Genomic DNA, 19,637 nt, shown 5'->3' with positions numbered 1-19,637 from the left:
ATACAGAGTGCAGGAGAAGTTTATGAAGCAGGTTGCGGTAGTCATTGGTGGTGGTCAGACCTTGGGGGCCTTTTTATCCGCGGGTTTAGCGGAGGCCGGTTACCGGGTGGCGGTGGCCGATTTGAATGCGCAGCATGCCCGACAGGTGGCGGCGGAAATCAATACCCATTTCGGGGCCGGGACGGCGGAGGGCTTTGAGGCCGACGCCACCAGCGAAGAGAGCGTGCTGCGGCTGGCGCGGGCGGTGGATGAGCAATTCAGTCAGGTAAACTTGCTGGTGTATAGCGCCGGTATCGCCAAGGCGGCTCCCATCACGGAGTTTAACCTGGATGATTTCGATTTGTCCCTGCAGGTGAATCTGGTGGGATACTTCCTTTGCGCACGGGAATTTACCAAATTAATGATCCGCGACGGCATCGCCGGTCGAATCATTCAGATAAACTCCAAATCCGGCAAGGTGGGCAGCAAGCATAACGCGGGTTACAGCGCCGCTAAGTTCGGCGGCGTGGGCTTGACCCAGTCCCTGGCGTTGGATCTGGCGGAATACGGCATTACCGTGCATTCGCTTATGTTGGGTAATTTGCTGAAATCGCCGATGTTTCAGTCGTTATTGCCGCAGTACGCCGAAAAACTCAGCATCCGCCCCGACCAGGTGGAGAAGTATTATATCGACAAGGTGCCTCTGAAAAGGGGCTGCGAATATCAGGATGTGCTGAATATGCTGCTGTTTTACGCCAGCGACAAGGCTTGTTACTGCACCGGTCAATCCATTAATATCACCGGCGGGCAGGTGATGTTCTGAGTTACGGTCTCCCGGAGCTCCCTGGCCGGGGATTTTGTGTTGGGACCCATGGAGAATGGATGACAAACGTGCCCCCTGCTGATGACCCTGGCCGGGAATCTTTTGTGGAGACCAACGGAGAACGGATAATGAACATGACCACCCTGCTGATTACCCTGGCCGCGCTGGCCTGGCTCGGTCAGATTGTACTGGGGGGCTGGCAGATCCACCGCTTCAATCGGGCTTATGATGCCTTATGCCGTCAAGGAGCGACGGTGGGAGTGGGCCGTTCCGCCGGTCGTTTCAAGGCGCGGGTAGTGCTGGCTTTGGCCTTTGATCGGCATGAGCGGGTCTGTGATGCCTTTATGCTGCGGGGCCTGACGGTGTTTGCCCGGCCGCGGCGATTGCCGGCGTTAATTGGTTTGCACATATCCCGGTTAAACCCGGATGTGATTTTTCCGAAAGATCGGACATGTCAAACTGCACTTTTATTAGCGATTAAACCGAAAACATGATATTTTCATTTTAAAAGATACTTCCTTTCATTTGAAATATTCAAAACCGGTTTCACGGTCTGTGGGGGAGTATTCACTCATGTAGGCGGGAAAATCGTTATGAAACCAAAGCAGCGTCATGCGGCGATTCTGGAGCATCTGCAAAGCCACGGTAAGACCTCGGTGGATGAGCTTGCCAGCCGCTTTGCCACCACCGGCACCACCATTCGCAAAGATTTGACCTTGCTGGAAGAAGAGGGCTCGGTTATCCGAACCTACGGCGGGGTAGTGTTAAGCAGGGAAGAGGGCGATCAGCCCATCGATCGCAAAACCCATATCAATACCGCTAAAAAGCGGCAGATTGCCCGTCGGGCCGCCGGTCTGATTAACGACGGCGACTCGCTGATCTTCGATGCCGGCAGCACCGTGCTGCAAATGGTGCCTTATCTGGCGCAATTCAATAATATCACCGTGATGACCAATAGCCTAACCATTGTCAACGAGCTGGTGGAGCTGGATAACGATCAGACCATCCTGATGCCCGGGGGAACTTATCGTAAAAACTCCGCTTCCTTTCACGGCAGCCTGGCGGAAGCGGCGTTTTCACATTTCAGCTTTGACAAGCTCTTTATCGGCGCCGACGGGGTCGATTTAGTCGCCGGCGTCACCACCTTCAATGAAGTGCATACGGTGAGCCAGGCGATGTGCCGGGCGGCCAAGCAATTAATTTTGCTGGTGGACTCGTCAAAGTTTGGCCGCAAAAGCCCCAATGTGGTGTGCGAATTGAGCGCGGTGGATTTACTGATTACCGATCGTGATATCAATGAGGTTTATCTATCGGCATTGCGGGAGAAGGGCATTAACGTCCTGTTGGTGGGAGAGACCGATGAGTGAAGACAGAGGAAACCGCGGTCAGGCGGCTGCTGTTCACGATGATTCGTCGGGTGCGGCTCAAGCGCCGGGCAGCGATGCCGATAATCTGTCGCGTATGGCGCAGGCGGTGGGTAGCGAAAACGATGAGCAGCCCTATGTCATACAGCCGGCGGGCAGCGATGCCGATTTGTTGTCCTATGCGCGGGAGACGCTGGATATCGAGCTGGCGGAAGCGCGGCGCATGCGGGATCGCCTGGACGGCGGTATCGTGCGTGCCTGCCGGTTGCTGTTGGCTTGCCGGGGCAAGGTGGTGGTTTCCGGCATGGGCAAATCAGGGCATATCGGCAAGAAAATCGCCGCCTCCCTGGCCAGCACCGGTACGCCGGCGTTTTTTGTGCACCCGGCCGAAGCGTTGCACGGCGATTTAGGCATGATCGGTGGGCAGGATGTGGTGGTCTTCATCTCTTACTCCGGCCGTGCCCGGGAGCTGGACCTGATTTTGCCGCTGCTGGCGGAAAGCGCGATCCCCCTGGTGGCCATCACCGGAGATAGCGGTTCGCCGCTGGCGCTGGCCGCCGCCTGTGTGCTGGATGTGGGCGTAGAGCGGGAAGCCTGCCCCATGGGGCTGGCGCCCACCTCGAGCGCGGTGAATACCCTGATGATGGGGGACGCGCTGGCCATGGCGCTGATGCGTTTTCGCGGGTTCAACGCCGAACAGTTTGCCCGTTCACACCCCGGCGGCAGCCTGGGGGCGCGGCTGCTGAATTGGGTTCATCACCTTATGCGCAGCGGTGAACGATTGCCGATGATTGCCCGGCAGGGCACGGTAATGGACGCCATGCTGGAGCTTAGCCGCACCGGTCTGGGTCTGGTGGCGATATGCGACGAACGACTGAGGGTGGATGGGGTCTTTACCGACGGCGATTTACGGCGCTGGCTGGTGAAAGGCCGTACGCTGGACGAACCCATCAGTGACGCCATGAGCCGGCCGGGGTATCTATTGCCGGCGCAATGGCGCGCCGGGTCCGCGCTGGAGGCGCTGCATCAGCAGCATATTTCCGCCGCGCCGGTGGTGGACGAGGAGGGACGCCTGGTGGGGGCGATAAATCTGCATGATTTACATCAGGCGGGCATTGGCTGAAACCGGTCTCTTCCCCTTGGGTCAGAAGGAGAGCACCAGCGCCAGCGAGGCCAGGGTGACGAACAGCACCGGCACCGTCATGATGATGCCGACCCGGAAATAATAGCTCCAGGTGACGGATAGGTTTTTCCGCGCCAGCACATGCAGCCATAACAAGGTGGCCAGGCTGCCGATGGGGGTTATTTTCGGCCCCAGATCGCAGCCCACCACGTTGGCGTAAATCATTCCCTGCCTTATGGCGCCGGTGGCGGCGCTGCCGTCGATGGACAAGGCCCCCACCAGCACCGAGGGCAGGTTATTCATTACCGACGATAAAAATGCCGTCAGGAAACCGGTACCGAGGGTGGCGACCCATAATCCGCGGCCGGCGAGGTCATTCAGCCAGCCGGATAATAAATGCGTCAGCCCCTCGTTGCGCAGGCCGTAGACCACCAGATACATGCCCAGCGAGAAAAAAACAATCTGCCAGGGTGCGCCGCGCAACACTTTGCCGGTATCGATCGCCGACCCCTTGCGCGCCGCCAGATAGAGCATAACCGCGCCGAGGGAGGAGATGAGGCTGACCGGTACGCCGAGCGGTTCCAGGCCAAAAAAACCGCATAAAAGCAGGACCAGCACCCACCAGCCGGTTTTAAAGGTGCGCAGGTCGCGGATGGCTTTTCTTGGCGCCGGTAGTAATCCTCCATCATAGGCCGCCGGAATGTCACGGCGAAAGAACAGATGCAGGGTCACCAGGGTGGCGAGCACCGACACGATATTCACCGGCACCATCACCGATGCGTAGCGATTGAAGCCCAGCTTGAAAAAATCCGCCGAGACGATGTTCACCAGATTGGATACCACCAGCGGCAGGCTGGCGGTATCGGCGATAAAACCCGCCGCCATGACAAAGGCCAGCGTGGCTTTGCGGCTAAAGCCCAGCTCCAGCAAAATGGCCATCACAATCGGCGTCAGTATCAGCGCCGCGCCGTCATTGGCAAACAGCGCCGCGACAACCGCCCCCAGCAGTATGATATAGCTGAAGAGGCGCCGGCCGCGTCCCTTGCCCCAGCGGGCCACATGCAGCGCCGACCAGGTGAAAAAGCCGGATTCGTCCAGGAACAGGCTGATGATAATCAGCGCGATAAAGGTGATGGTCGCATTCCAGACAATCTGCCAGACCACCGGAATATCGGCGATATGCACCACTCCGGCCAGCAGGGCCAGCAGCGCGCCCAGGCAGGCGCTCCAACCGATGCCCAGGCCGCGGGGCTGCCAAATCACCAACACAATGGTCAGGATAAATATCCCTACCGCCAGCGCCAAACCCATAACACTCTCATTTTTTATGATTATTCAGTACGTAGCTATAATAATAGCAATAGTGTGGGTGGTGGCGTTTAGGGATATAAAAAACAGGCGACCCGATGTTGCCGCCCTACCTGCCGTTCCGGCGGTGTCTGCTCATGGCATGCGGGCCTGGCATAAGGGCACCGGTCGCTGAAGACACAGCCTCCCTGTCGCCGCCGCGGGCCGCCGGTGTCGGTGATAACCGGCAGGGACCCGGTGTTTTTCAGCCGGGGATGGGTGGGGGGAATCGACGCCAGCAGGAATTGGGTGTAGGGATGCCGTGGAGAGGAAAACAGCGTTTCCGTCGGCGCCTCCTCGACGATGCGTCCCCGGTACATGACGCCGATGCGGTCGGCGATATGATGCACCACGCTGAGATCGTGGGCGATAAACAGATATGACAGCGCCTGCTCCCGTTGCAGCTCCATCAGCAGGTTGAGTATTTGCGACTGGATGGAGACATCCAGCGCCGATACCGGTTCGTCGCAAATAATCAGCCGGGGATTGAGGATCAGGGCTTTGGCGATCCCGATCCGCTGGCGCTGGCCGCCGGAAAATTCGTGCGGATAACGCCCGGCATCCGCCGCGGTGAACCCGACCCGGATCAATAATTGACGTACCCGCTCCAGCCGCTCGCGCCGGGTGCCGATACGGTGGATAATCAGGGGCTCTTCGATGCTGTAGCCGATACTGCGTTTGGGATCGAGGGAGGACAACGGATCCTGGAATATCATCTGGACCTCTTTACGCCATTCACGCAGTGGTTTTGCCCGCAGGGTGAAAACGTCTTTTCCGTCAAAACGCACTTGCCCGGCGCCGGCTTCCACCAGCCTTAACACTGTCCTGCCGGTGGTGCTTTTGCCGCTGCCGGATTCCCCCACCAGGGCGTAGGTCTCCCGCGCGCGGACATGAAAACTCACGTCATCCACCGCGTTGAACCAACGGGAAGCAAAACCCTGCCGGACGGGGAATCGTTTGGTCAGATGCCTGACCTCCAGCAAAGGATGGACGTCATGGTCTGAAGAGTTGAGGCTTTCCGGCAATGTGAGCGTGCCGTCGGCCGATGGGCTGTGGTTCATTCCGGCATTCCCCTTTGCATGTCGGCGGTTCGCCAGCAGCGGACCCCGTGCAGGCTGTTAGCGGACGCGCCGTCGTCGGTGTCGGCCTGCACCGATAACAGCGGCGGCGGTTGCCGGCGGCAAAGCGTCTTGACATAAGGACAGCGCGGAGCGAAACCACAGCCGGTGGCCGGCTCGGTGAGGGGCGGGACGCTGCCTTTGATTTCCGTCAGCGGGATTTTACGTTGTCCGCCCAGCGTCGGCATGGAGGCCATCAATCCGCGGGTATAGGGATGCAAGGGGCTATCAAATAACGTCATGACATCCGCCTCCTCGACAATTTCGCCGAGATACATCACCAGCACCCGCCGGCACATCAGCGCCACCACCGAGAGATCGTGGGTAATCAGGATGATACCCATGCCATGGTCCGCTTTAAGCTTATCCAGCAACGCCAGGATTTGCGCCTGGATCGTCACATCCAGGGCGGTGGTCGGCTCGTCGGCGATGAGCAGGGCGGGATCGCAGGCAATGGCCATGGCAATCATCACCCGCTGGCGCATGCCGCCGGAAATTTCATGGGGATACGCGGCGGCGCATGCCGCCGGATCCACAATTCCCACCTGATGCAACAAGGCGATAACCCGCTCTCTCAGCGGTTTGCCGCCAAGCCGCCTATGTACCCGCAGGCTCTCCCCGATTTGCCCGCCCACGGTCATCAACGGATTCAAACTGGACAGCGGATCCTGAAAAATCATGGCAATCTCGCTGCCCCGGGCGGCCCGGCGCCCCTTGGGGGATAATGACAGTAAATCCTTTCCTCTAAACAGGACTTCTCCCTGAACGTCGGATATGGCCGGCGTTAACAGCCCCATGATCGACTCGGCGGTTACGCTTTTGCCGCAGCCCGATTCGCCGATGATGCCCAGGGTTTCATTTTCAGCCAATTGAAACGTTACCCCGCGCACCGGCGCGACGATTCCCTCGCCGGTGGCGAAGCTCACCGTAAGATTATTCACCGCCAGCAGGGGCTGTTTGGTCATAACATACCTTTTGGATTAACGTTTTGCCTTGAGCCGCCGGATGACGCTTCGGGACAGGGGTTTGATATTCGGATCCAGCAGATCCCGCAAACCATCCCCCAGCAGATTCAGCGCCAGGATGAGAAAGATAATCGACATGCCCGGAAAAAAGGTCATCCACCAAGAGGTGAAGATCACCTTTTTCCCCTCCAGCAATAAATTGCCCAGGCTGGGCATCGGCGCGGGAACGCCGGAGCCGAGAAAGCTTAATGCCGCCTCGGTGAGTATCGCCACGGAGAAGATAAAAGTCATCTGCACGATAAAAGGCGGCAGGACGTTGGGCATGATATGCAGCCAGATGATGCGCCGATCGCTGGCCCCTTGCGCCCGTAATCCCTCGATGTAATTTTTCTCTTTTACCGACAGGGCCGCCGAGCGCACTACCCGGGCGACGGAGGGGATATAGACCAGCGATAACGCCAGCACGACATTAGCGGTATCCGGCCCCAGGATGCCCACGATGGCAATGGCCAATAATAATGACGGGAAGGCGAACAGGCCGTCGCAAATCCGCATGGCGACAAGATCCACCAGACGATAGCCGGCGGACAATAAGCCGATGACCATGCCCAGCGCGCCGGCGCAAAGCGTCACCGACAGCCCCACCGCCAGAGAAATCCGGATGGCGAAAGCCACCCGGATCAAGAGATCCCGGCCAAAGTTATCGGTGCCGAACCAGTGATGCACATCCGGCGCTTTTAGCCGGCTCAGGGGATCGAGAGCGTAGAGATCATAGGGACTGATGGCCAGGGTGAGCAGCGAAACCGCCAACATCGCCAGAACCACTGTGCCGCCGGTCAAAAGCAGCTTATTGCCGAGCCATCGTGCCATCGGTTCGCTCCCTATCGCCTGCCGACGTTGATACGCGGGTCGATAAAACCAAAGGACAGGTCGACAATCAGGTTGATCAGGACATAACTGACGGTGATCAGCAGCACCGATCCCTGTATCACGGTCAAGTCCCGGCGCTCGATGGAATCCACGATCAATAATCCAATCCCCGGGATGCCGAACACGCTTTCAATGACAATCGCCCCGGTGACCAGCGAGCCGAACGACTCGCCGCAGATATTCAGTACCGGAATCAGCGCGTTTTTGAAGCCGTGGCGCCACAACACCGTCCATTCGGACAGGCCTTTGGCGCGGGCGGTTTTGATGTAATGCTCGTTGAGCACTTCCAGCATCACCGTGCGCGTCATGCGCGCCAGCAGGGCGGCGATTCTGATGGCCAGGGCCAGCGCCGGCAACAGCAGATAATACAGATTCTGCCACAGACCGGCGCTGTCGGATTTGTAACCGATCACCGGGAACCAGCGCAGATGCACGGCGAAAAAGAAAATCAAAAACAACCCCAACAAAAAACCCGGGATCGACAAGCCGAACGTGGCCAGGGCCATAATAATGCGGTCGGCCCAGCGGCCGCGCCTGTAGGCGGCAAGGATGCCGCCGGAAATACCCAGCGCCATGGCAATGCTTTGCGCCAGCACGGCCAGGGCCAGGGTAGGTTTGAGATGCTGGGTAAACAGTGAAAACACGCTGTCCCCTAAAAACAGCGAGTGTCCCAGATTTCCCCGCAGCACCTGGGAAAACCAGTGCCAGAACTGTTCCGGTAACGGTTGATTCAGTCCCAGCTGTTGACGCAGAGCCAACAGGTCTGCCGGGGAGGCGTTATCCCCCAGGATCACCAGCGCCGGATCCCCCGGCGTCAAATGCACCAGGCAAAACACCACCACCGCCACCACCAGTAGCACTGGAATAAGCGCCAAAAGGCGGTGCAACGTATACCAAGCCATTGAGCATCCTCATAAACCAGGCCGCTTGATTGCCGGACCGGTGTTTGCCCGGGTTATTGCTTGTTGACCTTCACGTTCCACAATATCGGGCCGATCAGATCGTCATACCCCTGTACGCTGTTTTTGACGGCGATAATGTCCGGTTGGGTATGTCCAAGCACTATCACCGGCAGATATTGCCAGGTCAGGACATGCAGCTTGTCAATCAACGGCCTGGCGGCTTTCAGCGACGGGGCCTGTTTAATCTGGTCCAATACGCCGTCGATGTCCGGACTGTTAGACCAGCCGGGGAAATGTGCGCGGGAATCGAGAAACGGGTATTGATGCAATACCTGGCGCATGGAGAACTCCAGGGCGCACAGATCAAAATTCTTCGGATCCTGGCGCCGCTGCAATACGGTGGGCCAATCGTAAACGTCCAGGCGGGATTTTATGCCGATCTGCTTTAACACCTGCTGGGCGACAATCGCCAGATTATAGAGCTCCGCATACTCCTTGGTGGCGATAATCACCACTTCCTGGCCGTGATAACCGGACTCTTTCACCCATTTCCTGGCTTCGTCCAGCTTGTGCTGGTTATAAAACGGTTTTCCCGCCTCGCTGTACCAATCCACCTGCTGCGGGAATCCCAAAGAGGAGTCGGCGCTGAAGAATCGCGGGTCGCTGTAGCCGGCCACCAGGACGCTGTTGACATCCAATGCCAGATTAAAGGCCTGGCGCAATTTGATATCGGCGAACGGACCGGTTTGTTTGTTAAACAGATAGGTGATTAACGAACCGCCTGACGCCGGGGCGTACAGATGAATGCCCGGCGCCTGTTTCAGGGTGTCGATATTATCTTTCGGCAGATTGAATACCAGATCGTATTCGCCGGTCAAGGCGCCGGCCAGCCGGGTGGATTCATCGGTGATATAGCGGAAATAGATATCTTTCACATAGGCGTTTTTCTTGCCGGATAATCCGCTGGCCGGTTCCTGCCGCGGGGTATAACCATCGAACCGGGTGAGATGGAGGTATTCCCCCTGTTTAAACTCCGCCAGGCGATAAGGACCGGTGCCGATAAGCTCTGTTACCGGCTGTTTATCGCTCTCGGCCTGGTGGATAATGCCGGCCGGCATGATGGCCGCGATGTTTTTCACGTCCGCCAGAATATTCAGCGTAATCAGCGACGGCGTTTTCAGTGTCAGGGTAACGGTATCGGCATCAAGCTTATCGAACCGTGCCCCGGGTAAATTGGCTTTGCCCTGAGTCGATACCGCCAGCCAGCGATTCATCGACGCCACAACATCATCGGCGGTGAGGGGCTGGCCGTTATGAAAAACCAGTCCTTTGCGTAAAATGAAGGTATAGGTCAGTTTATCCCCGCTGATGTGGTAGCTCTCCGCCAATTCCGGCACCGGCTCGAACTTATCGTTGATGGTGAACAGCTCTTCAAAAATATGGCGATCCACATCCGAGGTGGCGTTATTGGTGGTGAGATAGGGATCAAGGGTTCCCGGCCGGTTTCCGTAAGCGATATTCAGGGTGGCATTGCGATCGATCTGCTCCGCCGCCGCCCTGGCCGCGCCGCCGGCCAACGGTCCCAGCAGGCACAGCAGCAGCGCGGCGGCGATGAACGGCGGTCTATTCATTAAACGACTCCGAGGTATTGAGCAAACCCGCCGTGTCGGCTGTATGGCCGGAACCCGCTTCGGACCGCCCGCCGGTGAATTCACGCTGAACCTGTCGGAGCAGCGGTCCGTCGGTTAACAAGCGATAGCCGGCTTTGGCCAGCACCCGGGCGCCGGTGACCAGCGCCCGGTAGCCCTGCTCGGAATTGGCGGCTTCGCGAAATTCCACCGTATGGCCTATCAGGGAATCCGGACCGATTTTGATATAGGGATGGGCAGTGGGCACCGCGTGGCTGATATCACCGGCATCGGTGGACCCTTTGCCTTCTTTGGGGCTTAAATCCACCTGCTCCCCATGGGCGGTCAACAGGTCCAGCAGCAGGCCGTTCAACGCGTGGTTGATATTAAAATCTCGCGGACCGACCTGGTGCTCAATTTCCAGCCGGGCGCCGGTGGCCAGCGCGGCGCCTTCCGCTATGGCTCGGATGCGGGGTTCCAGCGCAATGACCTCATCGCGGGTATCGGCGCGAATATAATAATGCGCCGAGGCGTACTCCGGGATCACATTCGGCGCCTGGCCGCCGTTGGTGATAATCCCGTGAACCCGCACACCGTCGGGCAACTGCTGGCGCAGAGCGCTGATGCCGTTATACAGCAATACCACGGCATCCAGGGCATTGATACCCAGATGGGGCGCACTGCCGGCATGGGAAGGTTTGCCGTAAAAATGGAAGTACAGGTGATTATTGGCCAGCGACGGCCCGGATAACCGGGTGCGCCCGGCGGGGTGAATCATCAGCGCCGCGTCGACACCGCGTAAGAAGCCATGTTCCACAAAGCGGGCCTTGACGTTACCGTTCAGTCCGCCAGGGCCTTTCAAACCGCCTTCTTCCGCCGGGGTACCCAATACCACCACTTTCCCACCGGTATGGGGCAGGGTTTCTGCCAGGGCAATGGCGGCGGCGACACTGGTCACGCCGATGATATTATGCCCGCAGGCATGGCCGATTTCGATCAGGGCGTCATATTCCGCCAGATAGGCGATGGTCGGTCCGGGCCGTCCGCTATCTTTCACCGCGTAAAAAGCGGTTTCATGACCGGCCACATTGGAAGTGACCTCAAAATCAGCCTGTTTTAACAGCTCCGTCAGCACTGTATTGGCATGATATTCATTATTGCCGGTTTCCGGATGCCCATGAATATCCTGGCTGACGGCGATATAATGTTGCCGATGGTGTTCTATGGAATCATCTATCAATGCAAGGTTGTTGTCGGTGGTCATCTTCAGCCTCATTATTGCAAACCGAATTGTTTAGGGTATATAGCAATTGGCGGTGAGAGATAAAAATTGTTTCCGGCGCCAAATACGTTTCATCTTTGTCCGGCGGAATAGTCTGGATATCCCTCATTCCGAGAGTATGGTCAGAACCATACACTAAAAGGGATGGGGGTTTAAAATGCAAAAAACGCATATTCTAAGTTGATTATCAGCCTATGGCAGTTCCTTGACGGGAGGCTTTTTTTCGCCTTTTCGCCGGCTGAATAATGGAGAGTCTTTTTGCTTTGCTATCAGTGACAATTTTTTTGTTATAATTAATATTAAAATATAAATACCTTAATTATCATATAATTATATATTTTTTGTGTATTTAATCACCTATTAGTGGGCATGGCAACGCACCAATAAGCACCTTCCTGTCATTATTTTAGGCATTTTATGTCTATTTTATAATCGAAAAATGGCAATGACGAAAAATCACTTATGACATCCATATTTTTGCTAAAGAAGCGTATTTCTCTCCCTTATACTGAGCGCCTTTAATAACACTAACGCGGCAAAGATTTGCCGGTATTAAACAAGGGTCATTATGCGTAAAACGTTAAGCCTGTTACTGGGCGCGGGAAGTTTGCTGATATCATTGTCGGCCGCCTATGGCGCGGCGGTACCGGATGAGGTGAGAGTCGCCTATAGCGGCGGTTCCCAGGTGCTGTTATTAGCCAAGGCCGACGGCACGCTGGAAAAAACGTTGGGCACAAAAGTTAAATGGGTTCAATTCGCCACCGGCGCCGATGCGCTGAATTATTTCGCCAGCAACGCCATCGATATCGCCAATTTCGGTTCCAGCCCGGCGGTGGCCGGTATCGTGCGCAAATTACCCATCGAGATTGTCGGCGTGTCCGGTGTGATTTCCACCTATGAACGTTTGATCGGCAAGAACGGTATCAACCAGTTGAAAGATATCGAAGGAAAGCGAGTGGCTTATCCCCCTAACTCCACTTCCCAATACGCGCTGGAGGCGGCCATAGCCGTACATAAGCTGGACCGGTCCAAAATTACCCTGATTCCCCTGCGGCCGGCGGACATGGTGGCGGCCTGGCAACGCGGCGATATCGACGCCGGTTATGTCTGGGCGCCGTTTGCCCAACAGCTGGAAGCCGACGGCGGCCATCAGGTTTTCGCTACCCGTGATCTGCAAAAGGACGGCTATCTGATTTACAACAACTATGTCGTTCGCAAGGCGTTCGCTCAGCAATATCCGGCAGTGGTGACCAATTTCCTCAAGGTTCATCAGCAAAAAGTGGATGAGTTTCGTCGCGATCCGGAGCGGGCCGCCGCCATTGTAGCGAAAGAGGTCGGCGCGCCGGTTTCCACCGCCACCAATACCCTGGCCGGGCTGACGTATCCGTCTCTGGCGGAGCAGGGCACCGCCGCCTGGCTGGGTAACGGCGAAAATACCGATAACAGCGGCATCGGCCAGGCGGTAAACAAAACCGCGCACTTCCTGGAAACTACCGGCGATGTCAGGCAGCGGGATATTCCGGCCAGTTGGAAAGAGGCCATAGATTCCCGTTTTGCGCGGCAGGCGGCGGAAAAGTGACCGGTTTATGAAAACTGTTCACCATGTTGCCATAAGCGTGACCTCGGTGGCGGTGTTTTTCCTGCTCTGGCAAGTGGCCGGACAGCGCCACTGGATCGACCCTTTATTACTGCCGCCCTTGTCCGATATCGGCGAAACCACGATAGAGCTGCTCCATGACGGCTATCGCCAGGTGCCGCTCTGGCAGCATGTGGCGGTCAGCCTGGCACGGGCGCTCAGCGCGTTTATCGCCGCCGTCGCGGTGGGGGTGCCGCTGGGCCTACTGATGGGATTGTCCGAGCCGGTGGCCGCCATACTGAATCCGTTCGTGCAATTTTTGCGGCCGCTGCCGAAAATCGCCCTGATCCCGCTGGCGGTGGTCTGGCTGGGGATTGGCGAATCGTCCAAATTTTTTCTGATTTTCATCGCCACCTTTCTCAGCGTGGTGGTGGGGGCCACCGCCGCCGTGGCCCGGGTCGGCAGGACGCGTATTCGGGTGGCGCAAACGCTGGGGGCGTCGCGCCAGCAGATCTTCTGGCGGGTGGTGCTGCCCGATACCCTGCCGGAGCTGTTTACCGCCGTGCGGCTGTCCATCGGCGTCGGCTGGACGTCGCTGATTGCCGCCGAGATGGTGGCGGCCACCTCCGGCCTCGGCTGGATGGTGATTAACGCCAGCGCCTACCTGCGTACCGATATCGTCATGCTCGGCATCCTGCTGCTGGGGATTATCGGCTATTTATTGGACTTATTGCTGGTGGGGCTGCAGAAATGGCTGGTGCCTTGGGCGGGGAAAGACGCATGAACCGATTTAAACGGCTGAAGCACCAGGCGGGGAAAGACGTATGACCGCGTATATCGATGTTGCGCATGTCACCCTGCGCTTTACGGAAAAAAACCGGCAGCTTACCGTGCTGGAGGATGTCTCGTTATCCCTGGATCGGGGGGAGTTCGTGGTGCTGCTGGGGCCGTCGGGGTGCGGTAAGTCCACCATCCTGAATATGATTGCCGGTTTCACTCCCACGCAACAAGGCCGGATCCTGTGCGATGGACTGACGTTCAGCGGGCCGCATCCCAGCCGGGGCATGATCTTTCAACAGCCCAACCTTTTCCCCTGGCTCTCGGTGCTGGATAATGTCACCTTCGGCCTGCGGATGCAGGGGCAGAGTAAGACCGAGGCCGATAAGCGCGCCTTGACCTGGTTAAAGCGGGTGGGGCTGGAGGGATTTGAACGCCATGCCCCCTGGCAGCTCTCGGGAGGGATGAAGCAGCGGGTAGCCATGGCGCGGGCCTGGCTGCCGGATCCGGCGGTATTGCTGTTGGATGAACCGTTCGGCGCCCTGGATGCGCAGACCCGCATGATGATGCAGGAACTGCTGCGCACCGCCTGGCGACAGACGGGCACCACCATTTTGTTCGTCACCCATGACGTGGAGGAAGCACTGTTCCTGGCCGACCGGATCCTGATTATGTCGGCGCGGCCGGGCAAAATCGTTGAGGAGGTCAAGCCGCCATTCGGTCCTGAACGGGATATCGAGACCCTGGCCCAGGCGCCCGGCTACAGCGAGATCAAGGGGCGGATATTGCATCGGGTGCGCACTGAAGCGCGGCGCACGCAGTTGGCCAATGGGTAATGTTTATATAGCCATCATGGCAGACAGCTGACAAATGTAATCGAAGTCAATAGGGCGGGGCAGGATGCTAGAAGAGTAAACCGTCCGCGCCAGGACGGCGCGGATCGAGCCTCCATGGATGGATTCACAGCGTGTTTACGATCTGGCATCCTGCCCCGACCGGGCGCTTTATCAATAAACTTTATGACGGCTATTAGTCATGATAGCCATGTTGAGTAGCCAAGGGAGGCCGGCTTTCCACAGCTAGACGGTTTTGGCCGCGCCCAGCCTGGAGGCCAGCTGAGACAGGCCGTAGCAGAGCAGATAATAGATGACGCCGACAAACACGAATATTTCGGTGGGATAAATCTGCTCCCGGTTATTCACCTGTCCGGCGACGGTGGTGAGCTCCGGCACATTAACGATAAACGCCAGCGAGGTATCCTTGATCAGGGCCACCATCAGGCCGATATAGGACGGCATCAGGTGGGGCATGGCCTGGGGCAGCAGGATAAACCGCAGGATGCGCCATTCACTGAAACCCGACGAAATGCCCGCTTCCGTTTGCCCCGCCGCCAGGGCGTTTAGGCCGGCCAGGGTGGTATGCATCACCGCCGCCGAGGTAAACCATGCCAGGGCCAGTATTACCGTCAGCGGACCGGGTATGGAACCGCCGAACACAATGGGCAGCAGGAAAAACATCCAGAAGATAACAAAGATCAGCGGAATGCCGCGGATAAATTCGGCCCAGATAAACAATATCCGTCGGGTCCAGCCCTTGTACCGCCAGGCCACGCAGGCCAGGGTTACCCCTCCCGCCCACGCCAGCACCCCGGCGCACAGCGCCATGATAAGCGTCAGCAGCACGCCACCCGGCTGACCGTCGGCCAAACGGCCCCACAGCAGATAGGTCAGATTATTTTCAATCACATCCACATTAAAGGTCATTCCGTCAATCCTTTCCCGGGTTATCCAGAGCCGAGAGGGACAAGGGCGCCGGATGCTGTTTATCTCGTCGTTTCGGGCCCAGCCACAGCATTAGCGAACCCATGACGATGCCCAGCAGAAGATAAAGTCCGGTACCCACGGCAAAGCCTTCCAGCGCATGGGCGTTGTAACTCTCGATTTGGCTGATTTGATAGGTGAGCTCGGCAAAACCGATGGCGCTGGCCAGGGAAGAAAGCTTCATCAAATTCAGATACTGACCGATAAGCGGCTGCCATGCGTTAACCAGCCCCTGAGGCAACAGCACGTAAGCCAATATCTGCCACTGGCTGAAACCCTGTGATATCGCCGCCTCCGCTTGTCCAACCGGCACCGAATTCAGCCCGGCCTGTACCTCTTCTATGAGAAAGGCCGCGGTGAACAGCGCCAGGCCCCAGGTCGCGCAGAGAAATTCCGGCGTCAGCCAGGGGATATTCATCGGCAACACCGCCCAGGGATGCATATCGCCGATATAAAACCGCCACCCCTGCGGCAACGCACCCCAGGCGGCAAAATACCAGAACAGCAGTTGCACCAGCAGCGGCGTATTGCGGAATATCGACACATACGCCGCCACCAGGCCGCGGCCGAGCCGGCCCGGCGCCAGACGCAGCGCCAGCATCAGCAAGGTCATCATCGTCGCCAGGATACCGCCCGCCAGGGTGACATACAGGGTGGTGAGAAAACCGGAAATGAGCCAGGTCAGCGGCTGGCCGCTCAGTACGCCGGCCCAATCCACATGCCAGCTCATCAGACATCCTCCACGCGGGCATGCAGCGGATTCAACACCTTTTGCAAAAAGCGCTGCGCCCGCGGATGCTGCGGCGCGGTAAAAAAGCGTTCCGGGGAGGCCTGCTCCAGGATGGCGCCGCCGTCCATAAACACCACCCGATCGGCTATTTCCCGTGCAAAGCTCATTTCATGGGTCACCACTATCATGGTGATGCCGCTGTGTGCCAGCTCCTGCATGACCTGCAACACTTCGCCGATCATTTCCGGGTCCAGCGCCGAAGTGGGTTCGTCAAACAGGATAAGGCTGGGATCGGTAACCAGCGCGCGGGCGATGGCCACCCGCTGCTGCTGGCCGCCGGACAGCTGGGCGGGATAATGCCCGGCCTTGTCGGCCAAACCCACCCGGGTCAGCAGCAGCGCGGCTTTTTGCCGTGCTTTGTCTTTGGGCCAGCCGTGAACCTTGGTTAACGCCAGACTGACGTTTTCCAGCGCGCTGAGATGGGCATAAAGATTAAATTGTTGAAATACGAATCCGATATGGGTGCGTAGCCGGCGTAATGCTTGCCCTCTCAGGCCGGAGGTGGGCTGTCCGTCGATGAGGATTTCGCCGCCGCTCAGGGTTTCCAACTGGTTAATCAGACGTATCAGGGTTGACTTTCCCGAACCCGAAGGCCCGCAAATAGCCACCACCTCGCCGCTGGCCACGCTGAAATCCACGTTATGAATGACTTGTTGGGATCCGAAATATTTATCCACGCGGCGAAATTCCACCGCGGCGGAGTGCGGAGCGGGAATTACCGCCGCATTGGCGGCGGAAGAGATGGGTTGCGGAAATGGCATGAATCCAGCCTGTTTATTTCGCGGTGATTTTGAACAAGCGCGGCTGCGGTGATTTGGTTTGCGGGCCGAACCAGGTGTTGTAAATCGATACCGCCTGTCCGTTGGCTTCCAGCTTGAGCAGTTCGTTATTGACGAAGGTCAGTAAGGTGGTTTCTCCTTTCTTCACCCCGACGCCTATCTCTTCTTTGCTCAGCAGCTCCGGCAGCACTTTGTATTTGGCTTTATCCGGCGCGCCGTCCAGCAGGCCGGTCAGGATAGTGCTGTCCTGGGTAATGGCCTGGACATTGCCGCTGCGCAATGCCGACAGCGCCAGGGGAATATCGTCATAAGAAAGCACGCGGGCGTTGGGGAAGCGGTTATGCAGTTCCTGTTCGCCGGTGGTGCCTTTCACCGCGCCGATACGGGCGTTGGCATAATCGTTCAGCTTGTCCGGGGACGCGGCCGGAACCAGGAATTGCTGGCCGGTGACAAAATAAGGAATGGAAAAATCAATGACCTTGGCCCGTTCCGGCGTAATGGTGATATCCGCCACGATAATGTCGGCCTTGCCGGACTGCAATAACGGAATACGGTTGGCGGGATTGGTGGGCACCAATTGCACCTTCACGCCGAGGGCTTTGGCCAGGGCGTTGGCGAAATCCACATCATAACCGACGATATTATGGGTTTTGGCATCAACCGAGCCGAACGGCGGGTTGGAATCAAAGGTCGCGACCCGGATAACGCCGGCTTTTTTAATATCGGCCAGCTGATCGGCATGGGCGGCAAACGAAGAGACACCACCCAGGGCCAACAGGGTGAGCAACGCCAATGCGGATTGACGATTAACAGCAGTAGATGCCATGAGGTTTTCCTTGAGATATTTGCTGAATAAATGAGCTGGGTCAGTGGGTTATTGGCTGAGGCCGGCTTTTAGGAGGGGAATATTACACAGCGTCTCTTAATACACCACGTATAAAAAAGCATATCTTTATCACCGCTAAGCATAAGTAAAACTTATGACCGGTTTATTGCGCTGGGATGGCCGCGTTTTACCGCTGAAATAATAGGCGTGAAATAGATAACAGCACGAAAATAAAAGCATTGTGGCGGGAAATAGCCTGCCGCGATTTTCCCGTTAAAAGAAGGAATATATAAGATGTGATTTGAATATCTATATTTTAATTATATCAATCGAGATTGATAATTATTTTGATTGTTTAGATAGTGTTTAATTTATTTTGCGAAATGGCATGTAAAAGTTAATGGATGATTAAGCGCGTTTTGTGCGGACTAATCCTGAAATCGTTCCTTTGGTTTGGTGGCCCGCGCCGTAGAATTGGATCACGATGATGTTTTAGCGGGACGGGAAATGAGCGTATTAACGCCGGTAGTGGACCATGTTGTGATAAATGTCGCGGATGATTTGGATAACGCGGCGCAGATTTACCAAAGCCTTGGCTTTCAACTGACGCCGCGTGGATACCATTCCCTTGGCACCAGCAACCATCTGGCGATTTTTGGCGAAAATTACCTGGAATTGCTCGGTCACAAGGGAGGATATACCGGAAAGCAAGGCAAGGGCTGGCCGGCGCAGCCCGGCTTAAGCGGGCTGGTCTGGAAAACCGGCGGCGCGGATGCCGATGAGATCTACCGGCATTTGCAGCGGGTGGGGTTGGCCGGCTCCGGGCCGGAATACTTTTATCGCCCGGTGACGTTGCCGGACGAAAGCGAAGGAGAGGCGCGGTTTCGCACCGTACGCCTGGCGCCGGAACGCATCAATAACGGCCGCAGCTTCTTTTGCCAGCATTTAACCCCTGAACTGGTGTGGCAGGCGCCCTGGCAGGCGCATCCCAACGGCGTGACGGATATCATCGGCGTGGTGATCGCCGCTCAGGATCCGTTTACCATCGCCGATTTGTATGGCCGGCTATTCGACGGGAACGCCCCGCTTCAATCCGATGGCGCGGGGGGATACCGGTTATCCGCCGGGAAAACCACCCTGTCGTTTGTCAATCCCGTCCGGGCGCGGGAAATTTACGGTCCGGCGGCTCGCGGGGATAACGGCGCCGAACGGATGGTGGCGCTGGAGTTCGCCGTGCCGTCGCTGGGGCAAACCGAACGCTATTTCCGGCGGGCCAAACTGGCTTTCCGGGCCGATGGAGAACGGCGGCGGCTGTTTATTGCCGCCGGGGAGGCGTTTAATGTTGCGCTTGCTTTTCGGGAAATATAATTTTCCGGCCGGTCTGCTGCAAGCCGGCCTGCGTCTGCTTTCGGGTGGACGGGCGAAGGTAAAATCCCCCGGGACCGCCGGCCGGCTGAGGCGGCGTCACCGTCCCTCTCGGGAAGAGCCGATGGCGCTGTTTGACGGCTGCGGTGGATTTATGCCGCTACCCGCCGGAAGCGCTTATGCGGATATCCCACGCTTTTGTGACTCACCTTCAGGGATATCGGCGGCGGTGGAAGCCTCTCC

The 19,637-nt window shown here is 57.4% G+C and carries 19 protein-coding genes; 8 read left to right on the top strand and 11 right to left on the bottom strand.

Translation table 11 applies throughout. The features are described 5' to 3' along the window. The first annotated feature begins 22 nt into the window (after positions 1–22). From srlD to gutQ, 4 genes are all read left to right on the top strand, one after another. The gene (gene srlD, locus HB631_RS14400; protein ID WP_213991852.1) at positions 23–802 is read left to right on the top strand and encodes a sorbitol-6-phosphate dehydrogenase; all 780 of its coding nucleotides are present in this window, start codon (positions 23–25) and stop codon (positions 800–802) included. A 134-nt stretch (positions 803–936) separates the two neighbouring features. Then, the gene (gutM, locus tag HB631_RS14395; protein WP_213991892.1) at positions 937–1,296 is read left to right on the top strand and encodes a transcriptional regulator GutM; all 360 of its coding nucleotides are present in this window, start codon (positions 937–939) and stop codon (positions 1,294–1,296) included. 99 nt (positions 1,297–1,395) lie between these two features. Then, complete coding sequence (locus HB631_RS14390) at positions 1,396–2,169, top strand: DNA-binding transcriptional repressor (protein ID WP_213991851.1); 774 nt, start codon at positions 1,396–1,398, stop codon at positions 2,167–2,169. Between the two features lie 94 nt (positions 2,170–2,263). After that, positions 2,264–3,289: an arabinose-5-phosphate isomerase GutQ gene (gene gutQ / locus HB631_RS14385; RefSeq protein WP_213991891.1), complete on the top strand. Its 1,026-nt coding sequence runs from the start codon at positions 2,264–2,266 to the stop codon at positions 3,287–3,289. A gap of 21 nt (positions 3,290–3,310) precedes the next feature. Here the strand turns inward: gutQ and HB631_RS14380 are convergent, their stop codons facing one another. The 7 genes from HB631_RS14380 to HB631_RS14350 all read right to left on the bottom strand — a co-directional run bounded on the left by HB631_RS14380 (position 3,311) and on the right by HB631_RS14350 (position 11,443). Further along, complete coding sequence (locus HB631_RS14380) at positions 3,311–4,594, bottom strand: arsenic transporter (RefSeq protein ID WP_213991890.1); 1,284 nt, start codon at positions 4,592–4,594, stop codon at positions 3,311–3,313. 74 nt (positions 4,595–4,668) lie between these two features. Next, positions 4,669–5,697, bottom strand: coding sequence for an ABC transporter ATP-binding protein (locus HB631_RS14375; protein ID WP_213991850.1), 1,029 nt, complete (start codon positions 5,695–5,697; stop codon positions 4,669–4,671). Further along, positions 5,694–6,719: an ABC transporter ATP-binding protein gene (locus tag HB631_RS14370; RefSeq protein ID WP_213991849.1), complete on the bottom strand. Its 1,026-nt coding sequence runs from the start codon at positions 6,717–6,719 to the stop codon at positions 5,694–5,696. The genes HB631_RS14375 and HB631_RS14370 overlap by 4 nt, the downstream gene beginning before the upstream one ends. Positions 6,720–6,734: 15 nt before the next feature. Beyond that, positions 6,735–7,589 (bottom strand): ABC transporter permease, encoded by an 855-nt coding sequence (locus tag HB631_RS14365; RefSeq protein WP_213991848.1) that lies wholly within the window; start codon positions 7,587–7,589, stop codon positions 6,735–6,737. Positions 7,590–7,600: 11 nt separating this feature from the next. Continuing rightward, positions 7,601–8,551, bottom strand: coding sequence for an ABC transporter permease (locus HB631_RS14360; protein ID WP_213991847.1), 951 nt, complete (start codon positions 8,549–8,551; stop codon positions 7,601–7,603). Positions 8,552–8,604: 53 nt separating this feature from the next. Further along, on the bottom strand, positions 8,605–10,182 hold the full coding sequence (locus HB631_RS14355; RefSeq protein ID WP_213991846.1) for an ABC transporter substrate-binding protein: 1,578 nt from the start codon (positions 10,180–10,182) through the stop codon (positions 8,605–8,607). Then, a complete protein-coding gene (locus tag HB631_RS14350; protein ID WP_213991845.1) occupies positions 10,175–11,443 on the bottom strand; it encodes a M20 family metallopeptidase in 1,269 nt (422 codons plus the stop codon). Before HB631_RS14350 ends, HB631_RS14355 begins: the two co-directional genes overlap by 8 nt. 586 nt (positions 11,444–12,029) lie before the next feature. On the opposite strand from HB631_RS14350, the gene HB631_RS14345 reads away from it, so the two are divergent. Genes HB631_RS14345 through HB631_RS14335 form a run of 3 tightly spaced genes read left to right on the top strand, consistent with a single transcriptional unit; the run spans position 12,030 to position 14,650 of the window. After that, on the top strand, positions 12,030–13,040 hold the full coding sequence (locus HB631_RS14345; RefSeq protein ID WP_213991844.1) for a glycine betaine ABC transporter substrate-binding protein: 1,011 nt from the start codon (positions 12,030–12,032) through the stop codon (positions 13,038–13,040). Between the two features lie 7 nt (positions 13,041–13,047). Continuing rightward, positions 13,048–13,821 (top strand): ABC transporter permease, encoded by a 774-nt coding sequence (locus HB631_RS14340; RefSeq protein ID WP_213991843.1) that lies wholly within the window; start codon positions 13,048–13,050, stop codon positions 13,819–13,821. Positions 13,822–13,861: 40 nt separating this feature from the next. Then, positions 13,862–14,650: an ABC transporter ATP-binding protein gene (locus HB631_RS14335; protein WP_213991842.1), complete on the top strand. Its 789-nt coding sequence runs from the start codon at positions 13,862–13,864 to the stop codon at positions 14,648–14,650. Between the two features lie 243 nt (positions 14,651–14,893). Here HB631_RS14335 and HB631_RS14330 read toward each other — a convergent pair whose 3' ends face one another. From HB631_RS14330 to HB631_RS14315, 4 genes are read right to left on the bottom strand one after another with little or no spacing between them, the layout of a single operon-like run. Next, positions 14,894–15,577, bottom strand: coding sequence for an amino acid ABC transporter permease (locus HB631_RS14330; RefSeq protein WP_213991841.1), 684 nt, complete (start codon positions 15,575–15,577; stop codon positions 14,894–14,896). Between the two features lie 4 nt (positions 15,578–15,581). Further along, on the bottom strand, positions 15,582–16,364 hold the full coding sequence (locus HB631_RS14325; RefSeq protein ID WP_213991840.1) for an amino acid ABC transporter permease: 783 nt from the start codon (positions 16,362–16,364) through the stop codon (positions 15,582–15,584). Beyond that, on the bottom strand, positions 16,364–17,185 hold the full coding sequence (locus HB631_RS14320) for an amino acid ABC transporter ATP-binding protein (protein WP_213991839.1): 822 nt from the start codon (positions 17,183–17,185) through the stop codon (positions 16,364–16,366). The genes HB631_RS14325 and HB631_RS14320 overlap by 1 nt, the downstream gene beginning before the upstream one ends. Positions 17,186–17,198: 13 nt before the next feature. After that, a complete protein-coding gene (locus HB631_RS14315) occupies positions 17,199–18,029 on the bottom strand; it encodes an ABC transporter substrate-binding protein (protein ID WP_213991838.1) in 831 nt (276 codons plus the stop codon). 507 nt (positions 18,030–18,536) lie between these two features. Here HB631_RS14315 and HB631_RS14310 point away from each other — a divergent pair. Next, entirely contained in the window at positions 18,537–19,397 is an 861-nt protein-coding gene (locus HB631_RS14310) for a VOC family protein (RefSeq protein WP_213991837.1), read from the top strand. Positions 19,398–19,637: the final 240 nt, after the last annotated feature.

It is taken from the genome of Sodalis sp. dw_96 (assembly GCF_018449575.1).
Lineage (GTDB): Bacteria > Pseudomonadota > Gammaproteobacteria > Enterobacterales > Enterobacteriaceae > Acerihabitans.
The sequence above is the reverse complement of the archived record's forward strand: the minus strand, read 5'-3'. Positions and strand labels throughout refer to the sequence as shown.